General features: G+C 63.8%; 20 protein-coding genes and 1 tRNA gene. 12 read left to right on the top strand and 9 right to left on the bottom strand.

Translation table 11 applies throughout. The annotated features are described in order from the left end of the window. Positions 1 to 70: 70 nt before the first annotated feature. Positions 71 to 2,332 carry a DUF7282 domain-containing protein gene (locus V5735_RS12270; RefSeq protein ID WP_423743779.1) on the bottom strand — a complete coding sequence of 754 codons (2,262 nt, stop codon included), beginning with the start codon at positions 2,330 to 2,332 and terminating at the stop codon, positions 71 to 73. Between the two features lie 242 nt (positions 2,333 to 2,574). Here V5735_RS12270 and rnz point away from each other — a divergent pair, with 242 nt between their 5' ends. After that, positions 2,575 to 3,501, top strand: a complete 927-nt coding sequence (gene rnz / locus V5735_RS12265; protein ID WP_423743778.1) for a ribonuclease Z — start codon at positions 2,575 to 2,577, stop codon at positions 3,499 to 3,501. Between the two features lie 524 nt (positions 3,502 to 4,025). On the opposite strand, the gene V5735_RS12260 is transcribed toward rnz, so the two are convergent. From V5735_RS12260 to V5735_RS12250, 3 genes are all read right to left on the bottom strand, one after another. Continuing rightward, positions 4,026 to 5,195 carry a pyridoxal-phosphate-dependent aminotransferase family protein gene (locus V5735_RS12260; RefSeq protein WP_423743777.1) on the bottom strand — a complete coding sequence of 390 codons (1,170 nt, stop codon included), beginning with the start codon at positions 5,193 to 5,195 and terminating at the stop codon, positions 4,026 to 4,028. Positions 5,196 to 5,323: 128 nt separating this feature from the next. Continuing rightward, positions 5,324 to 5,971: a TIGR00266 family protein gene (locus tag V5735_RS12255; protein ID WP_423743776.1), complete on the bottom strand. Its 648-nt coding sequence runs from the start codon at positions 5,969 to 5,971 to the stop codon at positions 5,324 to 5,326. 626 nt (positions 5,972 to 6,597) lie between these two features. After that, positions 6,598 to 6,672: transfer RNA gene (locus V5735_RS12250), tRNA-Arg, on the bottom strand. A 93-nt stretch (positions 6,673 to 6,765) separates the two neighbouring features. On the opposite strand from V5735_RS12250, the gene V5735_RS12245 reads away from it, so the two are divergent. Continuing rightward, positions 6,766 to 7,347, top strand: coding sequence for an AAA family ATPase (locus V5735_RS12245; protein ID WP_423743775.1), 582 nt, complete (start codon positions 6,766 to 6,768; stop codon positions 7,345 to 7,347). After that, positions 7,344 to 7,763 (top strand): RNA-binding domain-containing protein, encoded by a 420-nt coding sequence (locus V5735_RS12240; protein ID WP_423743774.1) that lies wholly within the window; start codon positions 7,344 to 7,346, stop codon positions 7,761 to 7,763. Before V5735_RS12245 ends, V5735_RS12240 begins: the two co-directional genes overlap by 4 nt. 12 nt (positions 7,764 to 7,775) lie before the next feature. On the opposite strand, the gene V5735_RS12235 is transcribed toward V5735_RS12240, so the two are convergent. The 4 genes from V5735_RS12235 to fer form a co-directional block, all read right to left on the bottom strand. Continuing rightward, positions 7,776 to 8,333 (bottom strand): magnesium transporter, encoded by a 558-nt coding sequence (locus V5735_RS12235; RefSeq protein ID WP_069450429.1) that lies wholly within the window; start codon positions 8,331 to 8,333, stop codon positions 7,776 to 7,778. After that, the gene (locus V5735_RS12230; protein ID WP_423743773.1) at positions 8,334 to 8,912 is read right to left on the bottom strand and encodes a magnesium transporter; all 579 of its coding nucleotides are present in this window, start codon (positions 8,910 to 8,912) and stop codon (positions 8,334 to 8,336) included. Between the two features lie 97 nt (positions 8,913 to 9,009). Continuing rightward, on the bottom strand, positions 9,010 to 10,401 hold the full coding sequence (locus V5735_RS12225; protein ID WP_423743772.1) for a signal recognition particle protein Srp54: 1,392 nt from the start codon (positions 10,399 to 10,401) through the stop codon (positions 9,010 to 9,012). A gap of 55 nt (positions 10,402 to 10,456) precedes the next feature. Next, positions 10,457 to 11,113: a ferredoxin Fer gene (fer, locus tag V5735_RS12220; RefSeq protein ID WP_423743771.1), complete on the bottom strand. Its 657-nt coding sequence runs from the start codon at positions 11,111 to 11,113 to the stop codon at positions 10,457 to 10,459. Positions 11,114 to 11,220: 107 nt separating this feature from the next. On the opposite strand from fer, the gene thpR reads away from it, so the two are divergent. The 7 genes from thpR (at position 11,221) to V5735_RS12185 (ending at position 15,947) form a co-directional block, all read left to right on the top strand. After that, complete coding sequence (gene thpR, locus V5735_RS12215; protein WP_423743770.1) at positions 11,221 to 11,778, top strand: RNA 2',3'-cyclic phosphodiesterase; 558 nt, start codon at positions 11,221 to 11,223, stop codon at positions 11,776 to 11,778. A gap of 53 nt (positions 11,779 to 11,831) precedes the next feature. Continuing rightward, on the top strand, positions 11,832 to 11,984 hold the full coding sequence (locus V5735_RS12210; protein ID WP_026177798.1) for a 50S ribosomal protein L39e: 153 nt from the start codon (positions 11,832 to 11,834) through the stop codon (positions 11,982 to 11,984). Next, positions 11,984 to 12,262 carry a 50S ribosomal protein L31e gene (locus tag V5735_RS12205; protein ID WP_069450385.1) on the top strand — a complete coding sequence of 93 codons (279 nt, stop codon included), beginning with the start codon at positions 11,984 to 11,986 and terminating at the stop codon, positions 12,260 to 12,262. Before V5735_RS12210 ends, V5735_RS12205 begins: the two co-directional genes overlap by 1 nt. 4 nt (positions 12,263 to 12,266) lie before the next feature. Beyond that, positions 12,267 to 12,932 carry a translation initiation factor IF-6 gene (locus V5735_RS12200; RefSeq protein ID WP_423743769.1) on the top strand — a complete coding sequence of 222 codons (666 nt, stop codon included), beginning with the start codon at positions 12,267 to 12,269 and terminating at the stop codon, positions 12,930 to 12,932. 109 nt (positions 12,933 to 13,041) lie between these two features. Next, positions 13,042 to 13,497, top strand: coding sequence for a prefoldin subunit alpha (gene pfdA, locus V5735_RS12195; protein WP_423746025.1), 456 nt, complete (start codon positions 13,042 to 13,044; stop codon positions 13,495 to 13,497). A gap of 6 nt (positions 13,498 to 13,503) precedes the next feature. Continuing rightward, positions 13,504 to 14,628, top strand: coding sequence for a signal recognition particle-docking protein FtsY (ftsY, locus tag V5735_RS12190; protein WP_423743768.1), 1,125 nt, complete (start codon positions 13,504 to 13,506; stop codon positions 14,626 to 14,628). Positions 14,629 to 14,978: 350 nt separating this feature from the next. After that, a complete protein-coding gene (locus V5735_RS12185; RefSeq protein WP_423743767.1) occupies positions 14,979 to 15,947 on the top strand; it encodes a methyltransferase domain-containing protein in 969 nt (322 codons plus the stop codon). A 16-nt stretch (positions 15,948 to 15,963) separates the two neighbouring features. Here the strand turns inward: V5735_RS12185 and V5735_RS12180 are convergent, their stop codons facing one another. Next, complete coding sequence (locus tag V5735_RS12180; protein ID WP_423743766.1) at positions 15,964 to 16,458, bottom strand: hypothetical protein; 495 nt, start codon at positions 16,456 to 16,458, stop codon at positions 15,964 to 15,966. A 164-nt stretch (positions 16,459 to 16,622) separates the two neighbouring features. Between V5735_RS12180 and V5735_RS12175 the strand changes: the two genes are divergently transcribed. After that, positions 16,623 to 18,071 (top strand): APC family permease, encoded by a 1,449-nt coding sequence (locus V5735_RS12175; RefSeq protein ID WP_423743765.1) that lies wholly within the window; start codon positions 16,623 to 16,625, stop codon positions 18,069 to 18,071. Then, positions 18,068 to 19,696, top strand: a complete 1,629-nt coding sequence (locus V5735_RS12170; RefSeq protein WP_423743764.1) for an ABC transporter substrate-binding protein — start codon at positions 18,068 to 18,070, stop codon at positions 19,694 to 19,696. The genes V5735_RS12175 and V5735_RS12170 overlap by 4 nt, the downstream gene beginning before the upstream one ends. Positions 19,697 to 19,747: the final 51 nt, after the last annotated feature.

Raw genomic sequence — 19,747 nt, 5'->3', positions numbered from 1 at the left:
GGTCGGTTGCGTCCCGCGATGAAAAATGGCAGCCGATGAACACGCTCGACGAAAGAAACGACCGAGGACGTTACAAGAGGTCCCCGAACGCGTCGAAGACCGACCCGACGACGCTCGCGTTCGTCGTGTCGGTTCCCGCGCTGGTCGTCGTCGCGGCCTGCGTCGTCGTTGTTCCGGCACTGGCCGTTTCAGTCCCGGCCGTCGTCTCGTTTCCTGCGCTGGTCGTCGTCGCGGCCTGCGTCGTCGTGGTCTCCTGTGCGGTCGTCGCCGGAGCGGCCGTCGTGGTCGGCTGTGCAGTTGCCGTACCAGTCTGTGTCGTCGTTTCCGCCGTCGTCGGCTGTTCCGTCGTTGTCGTTTCCGCCGCCGTAGTCGTCGCGTTTTCGGCCGTCACGAACGTTATCGAGTTGATCTGACCGAAGTTACGGGAGTACACGCCGTGCGGATACGTTCCGGGGGAAACGTCGCTCGTGTCTATCTCGAAGGACACGTTCGTGCGCTGCCCGGAGTCCAAGGTGACGTTCTTGCGCTGAAGCACCGTCCCCGCCAACCGGAAGTCCACGGGTTGCGTGAGCTGCTGGTCGGTCGGGTTGATGATGGTCGCGCTCACGGTGAGCGTCTCGCCGACGGTCGCGTTCGCCGGTGCTTCGAGGTTGCTCACCCTGAACGACGGCCCGAGGTCGGAGACGTTCTCCACGGAACCGCTTTCCGCTTGGGTCGTCGTGGTCGTCGTCTCCGCCGTCGTGGTCGGCTGTTCAGTCGTGGTCGTCGTTTCGGACGCCGTGGTCGTCATCTCCGCCGTCGTGGTCATCGTCTCTGCCGCCGTCGTCGGCTGTTCAGTCGTGGTCGTCCCTTGCGCCGTCGTCGTCTTCACACACCCACATTCGCTCGTTCCGGTCGACGTGGTGGTCGTTCCACCGGCCTGCGTCGTAGTCGTCGGTTGTGCGGTCGTGGTCGCTGCCGCCGTCGTCGTTGCCGCCGCACCCGTCGTCGTGGACGTGGTGGTCGGCGTTTCGGTGGCGGTCGCGGTCGTCGTTTCCGGCGTCGTGGTCGTCGTAGTCGTCGCACCGCCGCCGTTCTCGACGGTCACGTAGGCCGGGTCGACGACGATGTTGTTATCGACCACGTACGGCAGGTCCGCGCTGCCACCCGATGTCACGAAGTCGTACACCTGATTGTCGTTGGTGTCGAGATGCGGCATCGCGATGAGCGTCTGGCTCTCCGTCAACGGCTTATCGAGCGTCACGGTGACGTTCTCGTGCGTTCCCGGCTCGAGGTACTCCGAAGCGCCGACGACGCTGCCGACGACGTTCCCGTCGAGCAGGCTCGTGTCGTGAATGGCGACGAAGCCACCCTCCGACATGGTGACGGAATCGACCGTGACGGTCTGCCCGTCACTGGTCTGGTTGTCGAACGTGACGTTCGCGTCCAGGGGTTGCTGGGTCGGCTGTTCCGGGACGCCGGGCTGGCCCGGCATCTGCGGAAGGGTCACGTTCTGCGGCGCGTCCACGATGAGCGTCGTGTTCTGTATCGTGATGTCACGGAGTACCACGCGGACGGTATCGAGGTCGCCCGTCGTCGCCGCCGCGTTGGCTTGCTCCGAGGCCTTGTTCACGTCGCTCTGCGAGACGCTCGGTCCGCGCTGGACGACCTCCTCCGCCGAACCGTTCTGGAGCAGCGCCGTCGTGTTGATGCGAACCGTCTCGTCTTTCAAGTCGACGTCGCTGATGACTTCGGTGCGGTCGGGCTGGGTGCTGTCACCCACCACGAACGACCACTCGGCGATGGAGAGCGATTCGATGCGGAACACGAACTGCTGTCCCGTCTGATCCGTCTCGTTCCCCATCGTGGGGCCTTGCTGGCCCACCGAAATTTGGGCGTCGTCGACGACGGCCTCGCCGTTCGCCGTGTACGGTCCGTCGACGGTGCCGTTACCGATAACGAAGTCGTACACTTGGTTCGAGTTCGTGTCCATGTGCGGCATCGCGATGAGCGTCTCCGTGTCGTTGATGGGTCGCGCGAGCGTCACGGTGACGTTCTCGTGCGTTCCCGGTTCGAGATACACGGAGTTGCCCAACACGCTGCCGACGACGTTCCCGTCGAGCAGGCTCTGGTCGTGGATGGCGACGAAGCCACCCTCTTGCATGGTCACGGACGAGATGACGATGGTCTCGCCGTCACTTTGTTGGTCGTTTATCGTTACGTTTGCCTGCGATGTGTTCGCCTGCGTCACATCGTTCAGGCTCGTAACCTGCGTTTCCGGTGCCGTACTTGACCCCCCCGAAGTCGCTAGCGATGTCGCAACACCGCCAGCGAAGACGACGAGAAGGGACACGAGTACGGCACTTACTGTTCTCGGGATTCGTGTCATATCTCTCCCATTCCGCGAACGATGCGACGACGAGACGACCGATAAACGCCGTCCACCGTTCACGGGTTAAGACGCCGATTCGCCTGGTTAGGTCGCTCCTTCCCCGGACGGCGCGGGCCAACAGCGGAGCGAACAACCGCCGATTTCCGACCGCCACAGCGACGCTTTCGAAGGCTGTTTAATCGTCGGCCTTCGATTTGGGGTCAATGTCGATGCGCGTTACCTTCCTCGGAACCAGCGGGGCAGTGCCGACGACGGAACGAAACCCGAGTTCTATCCTCGTCAACCGAGAAGGCGACCGCCTGCTCTTCGACGTCGGTGAGGGAACCCAGCGCCAGATGATGCGCTTTGGCACCGGCTTTACCGTCTCCGACCTCTTCATCACGCACCTCCACGGCGACCACATCCTCGGACTCCCCGGACTGGTACAAACGTGGGATTTCAACGACCGCGACGACCCGCTCATAATATACACGCCGCGCGGAACCGGCGACGACATCGACGCGCTCGTTCGCACGGCGGGTCACCAACCCTCGTTTCCCATCCACATCACGGAAGTCGCGCCCGGCGAGGTCGCCGTCCGACGCGACGAGTACGAGGTCCGCGCCTTCCGCACCGACCACGACGCGAACTCGCTCGGGTACGCGCTGGTTGAGGACGAGCGGAAGGGCCGCTTCGACCGCGAGCGGGCGGAGAAACTCGGCGTCCCCGTCGGTCCGAAGTTCCAGCAACTCCACGCCGGGAACCCCGTCGAACTCGACGACGGCACCGTCGTCCGCCCCGAGCAGGTCGTCGGCGAACCGCGGCCCGGCCGCCGGTTCGTCTACACCGGCGACACCCGGCCGACCGAGCAGGTCGTCTCGGCCGCCGAGGACGCCGACCTGCTCGTCCACGACGCGACGTTCGCCGACGACCGGAAGGACCGCGCGAGGAAGACTGCCCACTCGACCGCGAGACAGGCCGGGAACGTCGCCCGGCGTTCCGGTGCGATCCGCCTCGCCATCACGCACGTCTCCTCGCGCTACGGCGGGAACGTCTCCGAGCACCTGACGGAGGCCCGCGAGGAGTTCGACGGCGAGGTCGTCGCCCCCGACGACGGCGACCTCATCGACGTCCCCTTCCCGGACGAATAGAACCATTCGCACGGACGCGAGGCCAGCGGACGCCGTTTTGGAGCACCTATTACCCGGACGATTTCGCGTGAAGCCACGCGAACGTCCTCGGCGCGCGCTGGCACAGCCCCGAGGACAGCGAGCGGCGCCGCCGCGAGTCGTCGTCCGACGGGATGTGCTGATAGCGTTCGAGGTCTTCGTGAACGGGGACGTTCGCTCACGTTTATCGTGGGTGCTGTGCGGGCGGGGCTTTCGAGGACGGCCTCTCTGCAGTTTCGACGTTCTCAAAGCCGATATCACGTCGTGTTCGATGAGAAGACGTCACAAAAGGTCGAGCGCCGCCGTCTGTAAAATAGCCAGCTATCGACTGACGTTCGCAGGTGAAAACGAAATCCTACTGGGGTACTATTTTCTACTGAATTCTACTAGAGGCTACTAAATACTACTACCCGACTGAATGCTATTCGAGGAAATGCAACCGCCATCACCCCGCCACCTCGAAAAGGGAAACTCGAATCGAGTTGTCGAATCGCGTTTGCTCGCCGTTATCGCAACTGTTCGCGGGCGGCGGCCATTCCGGCCTCCAAATCGACGTCCTCGCCGACGTCGAGGAACGCCTCGCCGATGGTGCGAACGCCGCGCAGAATCTGCTCGGACGAGAGGTTGCCCATGTTGCTCACGCGGAATATCTCGCCGCCGAGGTGGGCCTGCCCGCCGCTGATGCTCGCGCCGCGCTCGGTCACGGCGTCGAAGAACTCGGTCGGGGTCTCGCGGACACCCGCCGGAAGCGCGACGGCCGTCAACGTGTTCGAGTACTCCGAGGCGTCGTTTCGCTCGGGGAACATCGACAGCCCCATCGCGGTGAACGCCGACCGGAACGCGGCGGACTGACGGCGATGGCGGGCGATGCGCTCGGGCATACCCTCCTCTTCGATGTGGCCGACGGCGAGCGCGAGGCCGCGGAAGAGCGGCACGGCGCTCGTGAACGGCGTCTGGTGGGAGTCGGCCTTGCGAAGGTGCCAGTCCAAATCCTCGTAGAACGGTGCGCTCTCGCCGTCGAAGGCCTCCTGTGCGCGGGGCGTGGCGTACATGGCACTCGTCCCCGGCGGGGCCGCGAGGGCCTTCTGGGCGTCCGTCACCGCAACGTCGACGTTCCACTCGTCCACGAGGAACTCGTCGCCGCCGAGGGAGGTCACGCCGTCCACGACGAAGTAGGCGCCGTGTTCCGCCGCGACGTCGCCGACTTCGGCGACGGGATTGAGGAGCCCCGTACTAGTCTCGTTGTGGACCATCGTCACGACTTTCGTCTCGTCCGTCACGGCCTCCGCGACCGCCTCGGGGTCGATGGATTGGCCCCAGTCGAACGCGACCGGCGTCACGTTCGCGTAGCGATCGGCGATTCGCTTGAACCGCCGTCCGAACTTGCCGTTCACGACGGCGACCACTTCGTCGTCCTCACCGGCGAGGTTGGCGACGGCAGCCTCCATCGCCATCGTCGCCGTCCCGTTGAAGATGAGGCTGGTACCGCCGCTCGTCGTCGGCGTTCCGTCGAGCGAGGAGCGCTCGAAGATGTAATCGAGGCCGTCCTGTGCGTTTTCGTACACCGACTCGAACTCCGCGGAGCGGTGCGATACCATCGGCTCGCTCATCGCCTGTCGAACGTCGCGCGCGAGGGGTACCGGACCCGGATTGAGTAGGAGAAAATCCTCTCGCATACTCACCCGTTCTACCTCCCCCTAAATAAGCGTCGTGCGGGGCGCAAATTCCGCCACTTGTCCGAAGGTATCATTCGATACCTAAGTAATCCGTGGGAAGTGTCGGTCCCACGCAGAAAACAACGAGCCTACTCGCCATCCGGCAGATTCGGCGCAATCCACGAGAGAAGCGCGACCGGGCTCCGGGATTGCGTCCAAATCGTTCCCGGTCCGTCGAGTTCACAGACGAGGGCGCCCCGCCCGCCAGCGTGCGAGTGAACGGTATCGACGCGCGTCACCTCGAAGTCCACGGACCCCTCGAACGCGACGACGTGGCCGGTGTCCAGAATGTATCGCTCGCCAGGGTCGAGGCTCACTATCGAGACGGCCCCGTAGCTCGAAAGAAACGCGAGACCCGACCCGGAGAGTTCGAGAAGGAAGTCCCCCGCACACTCCACGAAACTTCCTTTTTCCTCGAAATCGACACCCGGCTCCGCCGCGAGGAACGTACAGGACTGGACGTACAGCGTTTCGTCCTGGAGTTCGTAGTGAAAGATATCGCCCGGAAACGGCGGCGCGAGCCGAACGGTTCCGGGGTGGTCCGCGGCGAACGTCGTCGAAAACGGCGTTTCCTCACCGAGAACGGAGCGTTCGAGTAGTGCTTCCGAATCCGGTGGCACCCCGACTCCCGCCGAATGACTGACCAGCGACCCCGACTCGGCCCGAATCTCCTCGTCGGCGTCCAGCGTGAGGAGAAGTTCGGCGAACGCTGGTTGGTTCGTGATTTCATACTCCATGCTCGACTAAGCCACGACGCCGCGACGGATAGTCCTCCCGGCCTCCTCCCCAATTCGTGACCTGCTTTTTCGGTGATGGGCTCTCGACTGGATGCTGGAGCGGAATTCACGGCGGTTCGTGGGTGATCTACTCCAGAAGTAGAACTCCGAGCGGAGTTCTCGTGAGCGACTGAAAGGAGCGAACGAGAGCACGCAAGAGCAACGCTCTCGCGGAACGAGCAGGCCAAGGAATCCCCGATGGAGTGAAACGACTGAGGGGGTGACGCCGTGTCCTCGCGAGTGGAACGAACGAGCGGCTCGGAGGTCGCATGCCCGCACAACGAACGGAGTGAGTGAGCAGGAACGACTTCCGATGCTTTTCATGAACGTTTTGCCAGCGAGCGAAGCGAGCGCAGGAAAAGGTTCACGAGCACGATGGGAGTCACGCGAGCGTGGCGAGGGTGACTACATCGTGTGAGCGAGACGAGCGTAAGCGAAGTCGAGCGAGCACGATGGGATTCGAACAACGCCCAGACATTCCTGCTCGTTCGAACCGGGGCGCTTCGCGCCCGATTCTCACTGTGCGGGCTGTGACTGGTCTAATTCGAATCCTGTGCTCGTCGCTCGTCACGTCCGTTCCTCACGAACGAGCACGATGGGATTCGAACCCACGGCCGTCGGATTAGAAGTCCGACGCTCTATCCAGACTGAGCTACGTGCCCTCGGTACCGCATTATCGGCGAACCTTCATAAGGAGTTGGGATTCTCCCCCGCAAACACAGCCCTTAAGCACGGTTCACGAGAAAACGAAGACGATGCGAGTAATCGGAACCGTCGGCCTCCCGGGGAGCGGCAAAGGCGAGGCCGCCACCGTCGCCGAGGAGATGGGAATCCCCGTCGTCACGATGGGCGACGTCATCCGCGCGGCGTGCCGCGAGCGGGGCCTCGACCCGGCGGAGCACCACGGCGAAATCGCCAAAGCACTCCGCGAGGAGAACGGCCCGGACGCCATCGCACAGGCGTCACTCCCGCAAATCGACGCGGCGCTGACTACTTCGGAAACCGTCCTCGTCGACGGGATTCGCTCAGGCGTCGAGGTCGAACGGTTCGAGGACGCCTTCGGCGACGATTTCGTACTGGTGAGCATCGAAGTCCCGTTCGAGGTCCGCGCCGACCGGTTGAGCGAGCGGGGACGCGACCACTCCGACGCCGACGAAGCGCGCCTTCGAAAGCGCGACGAACGTGAACTCGGGTTCGGCCTCGACCGAGCGATGGCGCGGGCCGATGCCGTCATCGACAACACCGGAACGCTCGACGGCTTCCGCCGCCGGATTCGCGCGCTCCTCGAAGACGGACTTTCGGGACTGGAGAGCGTAGAGGCGGGTGAGAATCGATGATATACAGCGTCGATATCCGAATCACGGCACCCGTAAACGACACCGAAATCGAAGCGCGGATCACGGACGCCATCGAGAACGTCTTTCCCGGCGCGGAGATAGAATCGGAGACGGGTGAAGTCGTCGCCGAAGCGCACAGCGTCGAGCACTTCTCCGAACTGCTCCATCGGCAGGAAATCCTCGACACGGCGCGCGGCGAGTTCTTCTCGGGGCGGGACGGCGACACGCTCTCGTTCGACCTGAAAAAGCAGGCCGCGTTTCAGGGCGTGGTCAACTTCGCCGTCGGCAACCCCGACGAACTCGGCGAACTCCACGTTCGCATGCGGGTCACCGACCCAACCGTCGAGGAGTTCGTCGATTACGTCGCACCGCCGACCGAGGATGGAAAACCCATCGGCACCGATGAAGGGCGGTAGCGGAGCTCGTTTTCACACCAGCAGTTGCACCACGACGAACAGCACGATGACGCCCAGCACGTCACAGGCGTTCGTCACGACCGGAATCACCACGTCGTCGGGGTCGAGTTCGAACCGATAGGCGACGTACGTGGCGACGAGCGTCACGAGGATGGCGACGAACGCTAACACGATGCCACTGACCAGCGACACGAGGACGACGATGAAGAGGCCGAGTTGCGTCTCGCCGATGAGCCACGTCAGCGTCCACGCGCCGAACCCGACCACCGGGAAAATCGTGACCGCGAGGAGGACCGTGGCGACGGCGTTCCCCGCGAGCACCTCGTCCCCCCGACCGAACGAGAGCGTCCCGAGGTGAAACGCGGTCGAGAGTCTGGCGGCGAGGATGCTCCCGAGGTTACCCGCCGTGCCGATGGTTACGGGTACCAACGCGAGGAGCGTCGGATACTGTAACAGGGTGCTCTCGAACGACCCGAGGACGAGCCCGCTTCCGATTTCGACCATCGTGAGGACGAGCAACACCGGAAGCATCGCTCGCATGATGGCGCGAACCGTCCAGCGCGTCGGCATCTAGCCACCCCCGAGCGCGATGACGATCCGGACGGCGAGCAGGAGGAACGAGATGCCGAACACGTCACCCGTCGTCGTTACGAGCGGACCGACCAACGTGTCCGGGTTTTGGCCGCGGCGATACCCCGCGAAGACGACGAGAACGACGGCCACCGTCAGGGCGACTCCCGAGAGCAACCCCGCGATGAGCGCGATTGCGAGCAGGGTCGGCAAGGGCGCGACCGAATCCGAGAGGGCCTTCAGAACGACGAACGCGACCACCGACGCGAATAGGCTGGCGAGGATGCCGTTCGCCAGCGAGGCGACGATGGCCGCCCACACCCGGTCGTCGTCCGGGACGAACGACGGTTCGACCAACCCCTGGTGGAGACCGGACGCGAGGCGCGCGCCGAGCGACCCGTAAACGTTCCCGCGGGTAGCGAGGAGGGCGGGGACGAGGACGAGCAACCCCGCCACCTGACGGAGTTCGGCGCGCATTCCGCTGAGGACGACGCCCGCGAACAGCCCACCGACCATGCTCGCGGCGAGGGCGGGGAGCGCTTCGCGGTACGCCTCGGCGGCGACTTCCCGGACGGTCATCTACTGCTGTGGACACGGGCACGGGACAAAAAAGCGGTGTGTCTCGGTTCCACTTGCGCCGATAGTTCCGGTCGGACGAAACCGAAGAGAAAAACGACTATCCGAACGGCCCCATGCCGCCCATACCGCCACCGCCGCCACCGCCGCCGCCCTGCATCTTCTTCATCATGCGCTCCATGTCGCCGCCCTGTCCCATCCCTTGGAACTGTTTCAGGGTCTGGGCCATCATCTTGTGCTGCTGGAGCAGTTCGCGGATGCGTTCCTCGTCCTGCCCGCTCCCGCGAGCGATGCGGCGAATCTGGCTCGCGCCGATGGACCGCGGGTTTTCGAGTTCCTTGTCCGTCATCGAGTCCATGATGATTTCGAAACTCCGCATCCGGTCTTTCGTCACGTCCATCGCGTCGTCCGGGAGTTCGTCCATGATTCCGCCGCCGAAGCCGGGAATCATGTCCATGACCTGTTCGAGCGGCCCCATCTTGTTCATCGCGTTCATCTGATGACGCATGTCGTTCAGGGTGAACGTCCCCTTCATCATGTCCTCGGGGTCCCAGTCCTCTTCCTCCTCCGTCTCGGACATGGCCCGCTCGACGCGCTCGGTGAGCTGTTTCAGGTCGCCCATGCCGAGCAGGCGTGAGATGAAGCCGTTCGGCTCGAAGCGCTCCACGTCTTGGACCGTCTCACCGGACCCGAGGAAGGCGATGGACGAGTCCGTCTCGTTGACCGCCGTCAGAGCACCGCCACCCTTCGCGGTCCCGTCGAGTTTCGTGATGACCACGCCGTCGATGCCGATGGATTCGTCGAACTGCTGGGCTTGGTCTTTCGCACCTTGTCCGATAGCCGCGTCGAGAACGAGCAGGTTTCGGTCGGGGTCAACGACGGACTCGATCTCCTCGATTTCGTCGATGAGGTCGTCTTCGAGCGCGTGGCGACCCGCCGTGTCCACGATGTGGATGTCGGCGTCGGCCGTCTCTTCGAGTCCTTTCCGCGCGATGTCCACGGGGTCCTCGTTGTCCGGGTCGCCGTAGAAATCGACTTCCGCGCGGGAGCACATCTCCTTCGCCTGGTCGTACGCGCCGGGTCGGAAGGTGTCCGTCTGGATGACGGCGGGGCGAAGCCCCTTCTTCGAGAACCACCACGCCATCTTGGCGGAGGTGGTCGTCTTCCCCGACCCCTGCAATCCGGCGAGGAGAATGGTCTGGTTTTCGAGCGGGATTTCCGTGCTCTCGCCGACGAGGCCGACGAGTTCCTCGTAAACGATACTCAGCACGTGGTCGCGGGCCGTCGTCCCGCCCGGCGGTTCCTCCTCCAGCGCGCGCTCCTTGATGGACGAGGAGAGGTCCATCACGAGACTCACGTCCACGTCGGCCTGCAGAAGGGAACGCTGGATTTCCTTTACAATTTCCTCGACGTCGTCTTCGCTGACGCGCGATTTCCCACTCAGTTTGTCGAGTGAGCCGCGAAGAGAACTGCCGAGATTGTCGAGCACCATCGTTGTGCTCCCTTGGGTTCGTAGTCGTTTAAAGGCTTTTTCTAGTCCGTCGGCGTCAGTCACCGGACCGCGCCTGCCCGAACTGCTGAGGCGGCAGACGGAGTTCATCGAGACCCGGCAGGTGCTTGATGTTGTAGATGACCTTCATGTGGTCCGTGATGGGCGCGCTGATACAGGAGAGTCGGAACCCGCGGTCCAGCATCTCGGACGAGAGGACGTGATTCGATGGCATGTCCATCTTCCCTTCCACGACCGCGACCGCGCAGTTCGCACACGCCCCGCCGCGACAGGCGAACGGCCACTCGTACCCCCTGTTTTCCGCCGCTTCGAGAAGCGTCTCGTTGTTGAGAACGTAGAACTGTCCGTAATCCTCGGCGTCCAGCCCCATGGCGGCGGCCTTGTCGAACAGTCCGTCGTCGTCCACGTTCCAATCGTAGTCGTCGATGACCTCGTAGTTGAGAAACTCGACCATCGGATGCTTCGGCGTTCGCTCCCGCTCCTCGACGCGTTCTTCGTCGGTCGCTTTCTCGTCCTCCTCGCCACCGAGGTCGCCCGATTGAATCGCCTGATACGCCGCTCGGACCCGTTGAAATTCGCGGTGGGACCCACCGTGGTCCGGGTGGGCTTCCTTTATCCGTCGTCGATACGCCTCGACGACTTCCTCGTCATCCGCATCCGAATCGAGTCCGAGAACGCTGAACGGGGAGTCCACATGTGAGTGGTAGGAAATGGAGCGCATAAATCCTCTTCCCCTGCCGGTCAGGGTCGAACCTGTTACCGGCGTCAACGTTCAAGCCCGCTGACGACGAAGGGTCGCGTATGCGACTGTTCGTGAGCATCGACTTGCCCGACGACCTCGCGGAAAGCGTGGACGGCGTTCAAGACAGGTTCCGCGACGCCGACGGGCTCTCGTTTACGGACCCGAGACAGGCCCACGTCACGCTCTCGTTCCTCGGCGAGGTGGACGAAGACCGCGTACCCGTCGTCGAGGACGCGCTCGAATCGGCCGTCGATGACGACATCGACTTCGGGGCGTTCGAGGCCGAAGTCGGCGGCTTGGGCGTCTTTCCGAGTCTCGAGTACATCAGGGTCGTGTGGGTCGGCGTCGGGGACGGCGCGGAGGAGATGGTCCTGCTCAACGATGCCGTCGAGTCGCGGTTGTACGACCTCGGCTTCTCGCCGGACGATAACGAGTTCGTCCCGCACATCACCATCGCCAGAATGAAGCACGCGGGGGGAAAGGAACTCGTTCAGCGGAACGTCCGCGAACTCGACCCGACGGTCGGTCGAATGGACGTTTCGGAGGTCAGGCTGACGAAGAGCGAACTGGGCGCGAACGGGCCGAGATATTCGACCGTCGCGGCGTTCCCCCTGTGAGGCCGCTTGAAAGGAACAAGATTTTATGCGACGGCGGAAAAGTGGCAACCACTATGGGCAAGAAGTCGAAGGCCAAAAAGAAGCGACTGGCCAAGCTGGAACGGCAGAACAGCCGCATCCCGGCGTGGGTCATCATGAAGACGGACCGCGACGTAATGCGAAACCCGAAGCGCCGCAGCTGGCGGCGTAGCGACACTGACGAATAATGAGCGCAAGTGATTTCGAGGAGCGAGTCGTGACGGTTCCGCTCCGAGACGTGACGGCAGAGGCAAAGCACAAGCGAGCGAACAAGGCGATGAAACTGGTGCGCGGGCACCTCGCCCAGCACTTCAAGGTGGACGAGGACGACGTGCGTCTCGACCCCTCGATCAACGAGGCGATCTGGTCGCGCGGCCGAAAGAACCCGCCGCGAAAGCTCCGCGTTCACGCCGCCCGCTTCGAAGAAGAGGGCGAGTCCGTCGTCGAGGCGGAGTACGAAGAGTAGAGCGGTGCTTCGTACCGCGTTCAACGGCTCGGCGTACATCGGCGTCTTCGCACGTGCGACTGACAAGTATCTGCTCGTCCGCCCGGATTTGGACGACGAACTCCTCGACTCCCTCCGCAAGGAACTGGAAGTCGATGTCGTCGGAACCACGCTCGGTGGCTCGTCCACCGTCGGCGCGCTGGTGGCGGGCAACGAGAACGGCTTGCTCGTCAGCGGTCGCATCACCGACCACGAGCGCGAGCGAATCGAGGCCGTCGTGGACGTTCCGCTCACGAAGTTCCCGGGGCGCATCAACGCCGCTGGAAACGTCGTGCTCGCGAACGACACCGGGGCCTACGTCCACCCGGACCTCCCTCGGGAGGCCGTGCAAGCGGTTTCGGACGGTCTCGACGTTCCGGTCGAACGCGGCACCATCGCTGGCGTTCAAACGGTCGGAACGGCCGGAGTGGCGACGAACAGAGGCGTTCTCTGTCACCCGAAAGCGACCGACGACGAACTCGATACCATCGAGGACGTGCTCGGCGTCCCGGCCGATATCGGCACCATCAACTACGGCGGTCCGCTGGTCGGGTCCGGACTCCTCGCCAACGCCCACGGCTACGTGGTCGGAGAGGAGACGACCGGTCCCGAACTCGGCCGTATCGAGGACGCGCTGGGCTATATCGACTGATTTTCGGCTCGTTACGTTTTCGGTCCGAGTTAGCAACATTCTTCCCGCTTGCTCACGCACGTGTGGACATGAGCACGATTACTCGCGGAACGGAGTGTGAAGCACGATGATGGGCGGCGGCAATCAACAGATGCAGCAGATGCAACAGCAGCTCCAGCAGTTGGAAGCCGAGAAGGAAGAACTGAACGGCGAAGTCGAAGACCTGCGCGACGAGAAAGATGAAGTCGACGAGGCCATCGAGGCAATCGAATCGCTCGATACCGGCTCGGTCGTCCAGGTTCCGCTCGGCGGCGGCGCGTACATCCGCGCGAACGTCGAGGATATCGACGAAATCGTCGTCGAACTCGGCGGCGGCTACGCCGCGGAGCGCGACCAAGAGGGCGCGGTCGCGTCGTTGAAGAGCCGCAAGGACCTTCTCGACGACCAGATTTCCGACCTGCAGGAGGAAATCGGCGAGGTCGAAGCCGAGAGCGACCAGCTCGAGCAGAAGGCACAGCAGATGCAACAGCAGCAGATGCAACAGCAGATGCAGCAGATGCAACAGCAGGAAGACGAGGACGAGTAACCGGCGATGTTCGACAGTCTGAAGGATAAGCTGAGCGGGTTCCGTAAGGACGTCGAGGAGACGACCGAGGAGAAGGCCGAGGAGGCCGACGAAGCGGAAGCTGAGGCGGACGCTGAAACGGTCGATGAAACGGTCGAAACGGAACCCGCGGAGACGGAAACGGAGACGACACCCGAGCCGGAATCGACGGACGACTCCGACTCGGAGGACGAAGAGTCCGGCAACGGGCGCGGCGGTTTCGCCCAGAAGGCCAAATCGTTCGCCCGCGGTGAAATCGTCATCGAGGAGCAGGACGTCGAGGACCCGCTCTGGGAACTCGAAATGGCGCTGCTCGAAAGCGACGTCGAGATGAGCGTCGCACGGGAGATGCTCGACGGCATCCGCAACGACCTGGTCGGCGCGACCCGCAAGTTCAGCGCCGAGACGGGCGACGTCGTCGAGGACGCCCTGCACGACTCCCTGCTGTCGGTCATCAGTGTCGGGCAGTTCGACTTCGACCAGCGCGTCGCCGAGGCGGACAAACCGCTCGTCATCATCTTCACCGGCGTCAACGGCGTCGGGAAGACGACGAGCATCGCCAAGCTATCGCGGTACTTCGAGGAGCGCGGCTACTCCTCGGTGATGGCGAACGGCGACACCTACCGTGCCGGTGCGAACCAGCAGATTCGAGAGCACGCGGACGCGCTCGACACGAAACTCATCGCCCACGAGCAGGGCGGCGACCCCGCCGCCGTCATCTACGACGCGGTGGAGTACGCCGACGCCCACGACATCGACATCGTGCTGGGCGACACTGCGGGTCGCCTGCACACCAGCGAAGGCCTGATGGACCAGTTGGAGAAGATCGGTCGCGTCGTGGACCCGGATATGACCATCTTCGTGGACGAAGCCGTGGCCGGGCAGGACGCCGTGCAGCGCGCGAAGGAGTTCGACGACGCCGCCGAAATCGACGGCTCGATTCTGACGAAGGCCGACGCCGACTCGAAGGGCGGGGCCGCCATCTCCATCTCGCACGTCACGGGCAAGCCCATCCTGTTCCTCGGAACCGGACAGGGCTACGACGACATCGAGCAGTTCGACCCCGAACGGATGGTCGAACGACTGCTCGGCGACGAGGAAGAAGAGGAGTAATCGACTCCGGATTTTTTCGAAGCCGCCGTTCGAGAGTGGCGACACAGCCGCTTTCGGGACGCGCGACGAGTGTGCCCGAGTCAGCGGTCGGCGAGGGCACACGAGTTCCGGGGAGGCATGGGGACGCCGAGGGCGGGTGGCCATGCGGTTCCGGCCACCCGCCCGCATGCGGTTGCGGTCGTTCACTGTGCTGCAGTCTCAGTCACCGAGACGGACAGGATTGTTGCGGTCTCGGTCACCGAATCGACACGAAACACGAGCATGAATCCCTCTCGTCCCCGTCGCGATTCGCAATCCCCAAGACGACGGCCCCACTCCCCTCGAACGAAACCGGACGACGGAGAGATATCGTGTACGTACTGGAACTCGGCGGACAAGACGACGAATTCGCGGCGTGCGAAGCGGCGAGCGCGGCGAGCGGGGTGGAACTCGTCGCGCCCGGCCTCGCGCGCGCGGCGACGATTACGGAGCGCGTTTCCAGCCTCGCGTACACCCACCGCGCGAGCGAGTTGGTCGGGACGACAGACGCCGACGTGGCGAGCGCCCGAACGCTGCTCTCCGCCGCGCCGATAGAGCGCGAGGGGACGGTCGCGGTGCGTGCACGGGGGGTCCGCGAGACGGCCGATATCAGCACCCAGCAAGCGGAACGCGAGTTGGGGCAAGTGCTCGTGGACCGCGGCTTCGCGGTCGATTTGGACGACCCCGACCACGAACTCCGGGCGACGTTCTCCGGGGACCTGTGTGCGCTGGGGTGGCTGGAAGCCGAGAGCGTGCGCGACTACGGCACGCGCAAACCGACCGACCGGCCGTTCTTCCAACCGGGGAGCATGGACCCGCTGCTCGCACGCGCGTTGGTGAACGTCGCCGGGGCACGAGCGGGAACGACGCTCCTCGACCCGATGTGCGGGACGGGCGGCGTGCTCATCGAGGCCGCGCTGGTCGGCGCGCGGCCGCTCGGTGCCGACGCACAGGAGAAGATGGTCCGCGGCGCGGCGAAAAATCTCGACCACTATGCGCCGGACGCCGCCGCGGCCACGGTCCGCGGCGACGCGACGCACCTGCCGTTCCCCGACGACGCCATCGACGGCGTGGTGTTCGACGCGCCCTACGGCAGGCAGTCGAAGATAGCCAACCTCGAACTCGACGACCTCGTTGCCGGTGCGCTCGCGGAGGCGCGACGAGTCGCCTCCCGCGCCGTCGTCGTCGGGGACCGCTCGTGGGCGAGCGAAGCGACTGACGCGGGGTGGAGCGTCGAAAACGAGTTCGAACGGCGAGTCCATCGGTCGCTGACGCGCTACGTCGTGGTGCTCTCGCGCTGACAGAGCGTCGAAATCTTCAGCTCATTTTGCCCGTCGCCGACAGCAGCGGCGGGACGAGGAGACCGAGGACGGCACCGTAGACGAGGTGAGCCGCCAGCCCCGCGGGATGGAGATTCGGAACGAGCGGTGCCGCCGGAACGTCGGAAATCATCAGTCCGAGCGGGAGGACGATTCCCGCGCCGACGACCCAGAGCACGAGGCTGTAGGCCATGCCGGAGGCGACGCTCCGGGAGATACCGCCGACTTTCGTCCCGAGCGGGGATTTCGTGACGAGGAACGCGAACAGCACGCCGAAGACGGTCCCGTGGACGAGGTGGACGACCCACCCCATGAGCGACCCCTGAAGGTTGTAGAGCGCCGCGGCCGCGTTCGTGACGATGAACGGGCGGAAGTATATCCAGACGGGGGCCATCACGGCGGCGGCGACGAGTCCGGCGATGCCCCCGCTGAGCAGTATCCCGATGCCGGTGTCGGTACGTCCCTCGACGCGAAGTGACGTTTGCGTTGACATGGACACGATAGCTTCGCCGAAGGACGTGTTAGTCTCCCTGCTTGCCATGGCATGCTTTCGTTCCGGGGGAAAGGCAATGATACCGACTCCGACGTGGCGGGGATTTGATGGTTGCTGTAGCAAGCAATGGATGTTTGCTGAAAGTCGGCTTACGGGGAAACAGCATGGGAAAGCTCGGTCTCAAAGAGGCAGTAGCGATGGCAGTCGGCGGGATGATCGGGGGTGGAATCTACTCCGCCTTCGGCCTCGTCGTCTCAATCTCGGGACGATTATCGTGGATCGCGTTTCTGCTCGCGGGAATCGTGGCACTCAGCGCGGGGTACAGTTACATCAAGATGAACCAATACGTCGGCGACCGGGGTGGCGCGCCGACCTACTTCCACGACCTGTTCGGCGACACGATGCTGACCGGGATGGTGGGGTGGACGCTCCTGTTCGGGTACATCGTCTCGATGGCGCTGTACGCCTACGCGTTCTCGTCGTTCTTCACGAAGCTGTTCGGTCGGCTCGCGTTCAATCAGATACCCATCGCAAATCTGATCTCCATCGTCGTCATCGGGGCGTTCGTCGGACTCAACCTGATGGGAGCCGGTTCGACCGGCAAAGCCGAGGACTTCCTCACGTTCTTCAAAGTCGCCGTCATCGGCGGCTTCGGAATCTGGGGCGTCTACTTCGCCGTCACGGGCAACATCTTCCAGCCGGGATTCTACGAGTTCATGCTCAATCCGACCATCGGCATCGCGGACCCGTTCCTCGGCGCGGCGATGTCGTTCGTGGCGTTTCAGGGCTGGCAGCTGTTGCTGTACGACCAAGACAAGTTCAGCAACCCGGAGGAGACGATTCGGAAAGCCATCTACATCGCCATCCCGGTGGCGACCCTGCTGTACGTCCTCGTCGCGTTCACGACGACGAGCATCCTCGAACTGCCGGTCATCATGGTCAGCCCGGAAACGTCGCTGCTGTACGCCGCGCTGCCGTTCGCGGGGCAACTCGGAGCGCTCCTCATCGGATTCTCCGCGCTGTTCTCGACCGCGAGTGCGGTCAACGCGACGCTGTTCAGCAGCGCGCAGTTCTCCCGAGAACTCATCGACATCGGCGTCCTCCCGGACCTGACCGGCGTCGAAAGCGACGGCGGGGACGGGAGCAGTAGCAAGAGCGGAAGTGACGGCAACGACGGAAGCGATAGCAACGACAGCGACAGTAGTAGCGACGACAGTAGCAACGACGGAAACGGCGACAACGATAGCGGCGACGGCGACGGGAATCAGATTCCCTCGGGAATCGTCATCGGCCTCGGCGTGCTGTCGATGGCGTTCGCGGTGTACGGGAGCCTGATGAGCATCACGACGTTCGCGTCGCTCGCGTTCATCGCCGTCTTCGGCGGCGTGAGCTACGTCGCCTACCGGGAGCGCGAGGACCTCGACATCCATCCGGCGATACCCGGCGTGGGTACCGTCGGTTGCGCGCTCTTCTTCCCGGTGTTGCTGTACGACCTGTACGTGCACAGTTCGTCCACGTTTTGGCTGGTCATCGTCATCGGCCTGCTCGTGGTCGGCTCCGAACTGGTGTACTTCAAATTCGCCGGTGCGCAGACCGGAGGTGCGCAATCATGACGAAACACGAGGAAAACGGACTGACGCGACGGAAACTGCTTGCATCGCTCGGAATCGCGGGTGCGGGCGCCCTGTCGGGCTGTTCGGCCATCGAACGGGTGTCCGGCGGAAGCGGCTCGCAACTCCGAATCGCACAACCGCTCACGGCGACGACCCTCGACCCCGTCGTCATCGAAAGCGTGCCGTCGGCGCAGGTCGCCACGCAAGTGTTCGAAGGCCTGTACACCTACGGCGAGGGGACGACGTTAGAACCCGAACTCGCCGACGGCGAACCGAAGGTGAGCCGCGGCGGGACGCGGTACGAGGTGTCGCTGAAGTCGGAGCCGCGGTTCCAGAACGGAAACTCGGTCACGGCGGAGGACGTGAAATACTCGTTCGAAGCGCCGAGCCACCGGGACGAGAACACGCCGTGGCGACGGGGGACGCCGAACAAGTGGGAGGTGGACATGATAGACACCATCGAGACGCCCGACGACCACACGGTTCGGTTCGAACTGTCGTACCCGTACGACGCCTTCCACGAGGTGCTCACGCGGGCCGTCGTCCCCAAATCGGTCCGCGACCCCGACCCCGAGACGTTCGCCAAAAATCCGGTCGGCTCCGGGCCGTTTCAGGTGGACCGGTTCGTTCCCCAGAAGTACGCGGTTCTGACGCGCTGGGACGACTACTGGGACTCGCCGAAGGCCGCAATCGACCGGTTGAAGTTCGTCTCGGAGTACTCGGGACTGTCGCGGACGATGAGCCTGAAGACGGGGCAGAACCAGCTAGTCGAGGAGGTAGAGCCCCACCTCTGGAAGGCGACGAACGACCAACCGAACGCGACCGTGAAATCCAGCGAGAGCTACGATTACACGTTCCTCGGCTTCAACTGCAACGGCGGGCCGACCTCGGAGGAGAAAGTCCGGAAGGCGGTCGATTACTGCGTCAACTTCGACGGGATGGTGGAGAACATCCTCCGTCCGGCGGGCGAGCGCACGTACAGCCCGCTTCCACACCAATTGGCCGAGGAGTGGGACATGCCAGTAGACGAGTGGAAGCGGATACCCAACGAGCGGAACATCGAGAAAGCGCAAACGCTGTTCCGCGACGCGGGCGTCGAGGCGTGGGCACCGAAGATAGCCGTTCCGGCGTCGAAGAGTTCCGGCGACGAGTTGCTGATGATGATGGCGAACGCCGTAAAGCAGGGGCTGACGCTCGCCGGGTTCCAGCAGGCCAGCGTCGAGAAGTACTCGTGGTCGGTGTTCCATGACAAAATCGTCTCGGGGTCGCCGAGCGACTACCACATGTTCGTCACGGAGTGGTCGGCGTTCCCCGACCCGGACGCCTACGTCTACCCCCTGTTCCACCAGCGGGCGGAGGGCGAGACGAACGGCGTCTTCTACAAGAACGACGACGTGATGGAGAAGATACTGGAAGCGCGGAAGTCGGACGAGCACGCGAAGCGAAGGAGGCTCTACGAAGAGACCATCACGACCCTGCTGGAGGACCGCGTGCACCTGCCGATATACCAGCCGAAGAACGCCTTCGGGGTGAAAAAGGAACTCGACGACTTCGAGCTGTCCCCGATGTCGGAGGAAAATCCACGTTTCGTCGGTTCGGAGTATCGGGTTACGGTCGGCGAGTGAGGTGACAGGGGAGTCAGATGAGTAGCGGTGAGACGGGTCGGGCATCAATAT

The organism is Haladaptatus sp. SPP-AMP-3, from assembly GCF_049568665.1.
GTDB lineage: Archaea > Halobacteriota > Halobacteria > Halobacteriales > Haladaptataceae > Haladaptatus > Haladaptatus paucihalophilus.
This window is presented reverse-complemented; position numbering and strand designations above follow the sequence as displayed.